At 76.2% G+C, this 3047-nt stretch carries 3 protein-coding genes, 1 tRNA gene and 1 other RNA gene; 1 reads left to right on the top strand and 4 read right to left on the bottom strand.

The window, feature by feature from the left end:
• The 3 genes from ABLM29_RS22145 to ABLM29_RS22135 all read right to left on the bottom strand — a co-directional run.
• Positions 1-1533 (bottom strand): DNA polymerase III subunit gamma and tau (locus tag ABLM29_RS22145; RefSeq protein ID WP_349716808.1); only part of this gene is annotated, 1533 nt, incomplete at its 3' end.
• Positions 1534-1649: 116 nt separating this feature from the next.
• Positions 1650-1740: signal recognition particle sRNA small type (gene ffs, locus ABLM29_RS22140), an RNA gene on the bottom strand.
• Between the two features lie 69 nt (positions 1741-1809).
• On the bottom strand, positions 1810-2442 hold the full coding sequence (locus tag ABLM29_RS22135; RefSeq protein ID WP_349716807.1) for a YigZ family protein: 633 nt from the start codon (positions 2440-2442) through the stop codon (positions 1810-1812).
• A gap of 70 nt (positions 2443-2512) precedes the next feature.
• Between ABLM29_RS22135 and ABLM29_RS22130 the strand changes: the two genes are divergently transcribed.
• A tRNA-Ser gene (locus ABLM29_RS22130) sits at positions 2513-2598 on the top strand.
• Positions 2599-2720: 122 nt separating this feature from the next.
• Here the strand turns inward: ABLM29_RS22130 and ABLM29_RS22125 are convergent.
• Positions 2721-2906, bottom strand: coding sequence for a hypothetical protein (locus tag ABLM29_RS22125; protein ID WP_349716805.1), 186 nt, complete (start codon positions 2904-2906; stop codon positions 2721-2723).
• Positions 2907-3047: the final 141 nt, after the last annotated feature.

Below are 3047 nucleotides of genomic sequence, written 5' to 3'. Positions count from 1 at the left end.
GGGCTCCTGGGCGGCCGGGGCCGGGGTTGCCGGCGCCGGTGCCGGTGCTGCCGCGGCGGGGGCGGCGGGGGCTGCCGGGGCGGGAGAGCTGGAGATCGGCTGCTCGGCCGGCGCCTGGGGCTCCGGGGCCGCGGGGCGGACGGGGGAGCTCGAGAGCACCGGCTCCGGGGCCGGCTCCGGGGCCGGCTCGGGCGCCGCGGGCGGCTGCTGGGCGTGGGCGGCGGGGGTCGACGGGACGTGTGCGGGGCGGTCGCTGGGCGCCTCGTGCCGCTCGGGCGCGGCACGTTCGTGCCGCGACGGCTGGCGGCGGTCCTGCGCGGGCACGTCGGCCATCGGCGAGTGGGCCGGCGCGGACGGCGTACCGCTGATGTCGATCCGGCGCTCGAGGCGGTCCAGGCGCGCCATCACGCCGTCGGTGCTGTGGTCGGCGCCGGGCAGGAGCACCCGGGCGCAGATCAGCTCCAACAGCAGCCGCGGCGCGGTGGCGCCGCGCATGTCGGTGAGGCCGGCGGCGACCAGGTCGGCGGCGCGGGTCAGGTCGGCGCGGCCGAACCGCGCCGCCTGGGCGACCAGGCGCTCCGCCTGGTCGGCGGCGACGTCGATCAGGCCGGTGGCGGGGGCGTCCGGCACCGCGGCGACGATCACCAGGTCGCGCAGCCGGCGGAGCAGGTCCTCGGTGAACCGGCGCGGGTCCTGTCCGGTCTCGATGACCCGGTCGACGACGCCGAAGACGGCCGAGCCGTCGCCCGCCGCGAAGGCGTCCACGACGTCGTCCAGGAGCGTGTCGGGCGTGTAGCCGAGCAGGCCGCTGGCCAGGGCGTACGTGACGCCGTCCGGGCCGGCGCCGCCGAGCAGCTGGTCGAGGACCGAGAGGGTGTCGCGGGCCGAGCCGGCGCCGGCGCGGACGACCAGCGGCAACGCGGCGGGCTCGATCGCGACCTGCTCCTTGTCGCACAGCTCGGAGAGGTAGGAGGAGAGCAGCCGCGGCGGGATCAGCCGGAACGGGTAGTGGTGGGTCCGCGAGCGGATGGTCGGGATGACCTTCTCCGGCTCGGTGGTGGCGAAGATGAACCGCAGGTGCGGCGGGGGCTCCTCGACGAGCTTGAGCAGGGCGTTGAAGCCCTGCGTGGTGACCATGTGGGCCTCGTCGATGATGTAGACCTTGTAGCGGCTCTTCACCGGCGCGAAGAACGCCTTCTCACGCAGGTCGCGGGCGTCGTCGACGCCACCGTGGGAGGCCGCGTCGATCTCGATCACGTCGATGGACCCGGGGCCGCCGCGGGCCAGGTCGCGGCAGCTCTCGCACTCCCCGCACGGGTCGGCGATCGGCGCCTTCTCGCAGTTCAGCGCTCGGGCCAGGATCCGGGCGCTGGTGGTCTTGCCGCAGCCGCGCGGACCCGAGAACAGGTAGGCGTGGTTGACGCGGTTGTTCGCGAGGGCGGCGCGCAGCGGCTCGGTGACGTGCTCCTGCCCGATCACCTCGGCGAAGGTCTCGGGCCGGTAGCGGCGGTAGAGGGCGAGCGGCGAGTCCACTCCTGAACCCTAACCACCGCCCCCGACAGGCCGCAGGCGGTCTCCCCCGACGCGGGCCGAGGTCCCGGACGCGGTCCCTGACGCGGTCCCGGCCGGCCCGATCCGGGCGGAAAAATTAAGGCCCCCCATGTACCCGACAGAGCCCACTTACCCTTGCTGCCTTCCGGCCCTGGGGGAGTTGGGTGAGGTGCCGCCACACGGGGGGTTGGCGCCAACCATAGACGACAGGGGGTCGCGGCCCTGAATCAGCGCCGACACCCGGTCCCGCACCGGGCCTCACGCCGGGGCGTCCACCCAGCGCTCCCCCACCACCGCGGTCGTCGAAGCGCCGGCGGTCAGCTCGGCCAGCGCGGTCGCCAGCCGCGCCTCCTCCTCCGGCGGTACGCCGAGCCGCAGCGTGACCCGGTCGGCGTACCCGGTGTCGAGGACGACCACCCCGCGGGCGCGCAGGTCCGACTCGACGCGGCCGGCGTCGGCGTGGTCGAGGACCAGCAGGTGCTCGCGGACCAGGGAGCGGCGCAGCGTCCCCGCCTCGGCGACCGCCTCGCGGACCGCGTCGCCGTACGCGCGGACGAGCCCGCCGGCGCCGAGCAGCGTGCCCCCGAACCAGCGGGTGACCACCGCGACGACGTCGGAGAGGCCGCCGCCGCGCAGCACCTCCAGCATCGGCGCCCCGGCGGTGCCGGCGGGCTCGCCGTCGTCGGACGAGCGCTCCACCGGGACCGGCGGCGGGCCCAGGACGAACGCCGAGCAGTGGTGCCGGGCGTCCCAGTGCTCGCGGCGCAGCCGGTCCACGACGGCGCGCGCCGCCGCCTCGTCGGCGACCCGCTCCAGCGTGCACAGGAAGCGGGAGCGCTTCACCTCGATCTCCGCCTCGGCGTCGCGACGGATCGTCAGGTAGCTCGGCACGACTGCGACGTTATCGGGAGGTGTCGGGGCGATTTCAGCCCACCGGGCCCGGGAAGGTAGCCTCCTCCGCGGAGGTATCGCCTAGTGGCCTATGGCGCTCGCTTGGAAAGCGGGTTGGGTTAACAGCCCTCGGGGGTTCGAATCCCCCTACCTCCGCCGGAGATCGAACGGCGCCGACAGCAGTCGGCGCCGTTCGTCATTTCCGCGGTCCGGCCGGGTGCTCCGGCGCGGTCCCGCACACCTCGCGCGCGCCGTCCCGCGCGCCGTCCCGCGCGCCGTCACCGGCCGCCGAACGCGCCGAGTACCGCCGCTCCGAGGAGGAGCAGCGAGCCCACGGCGACTCCCGCGGCGACCAGCCGGACCGGGGAGCGGGTGGGTGGCTCGCCGAAGCCGCGGGCGAAAGCGGCGACCCGGCGGCGCCGGTGGAACGCCTCGGCCTCGACCGCGGCCTTCGCGGCGCTCACCCGTGGGCCGCCAGGTCGGTCGCCAGATCCGCGGCCACGTGGAACGCGTCGAGGGCGAGCAGCAGCAGGGGCGCGAGCGCGACCAGGCCCGCGGCCTCGGCCAGGTCGGCGAGCCGCTCGCGGCGCGGCGACGGGGCCGCC

The sequence above is a fragment of the Nocardioides sp. YIM 152588 genome, assembly GCF_040191335.1.
Taxonomy (GTDB): Bacteria; Actinomycetota; Actinomycetes; order Propionibacteriales; family Nocardioidaceae; genus Nocardioides.
This window is presented reverse-complemented; position numbering and strand designations above follow the sequence as displayed.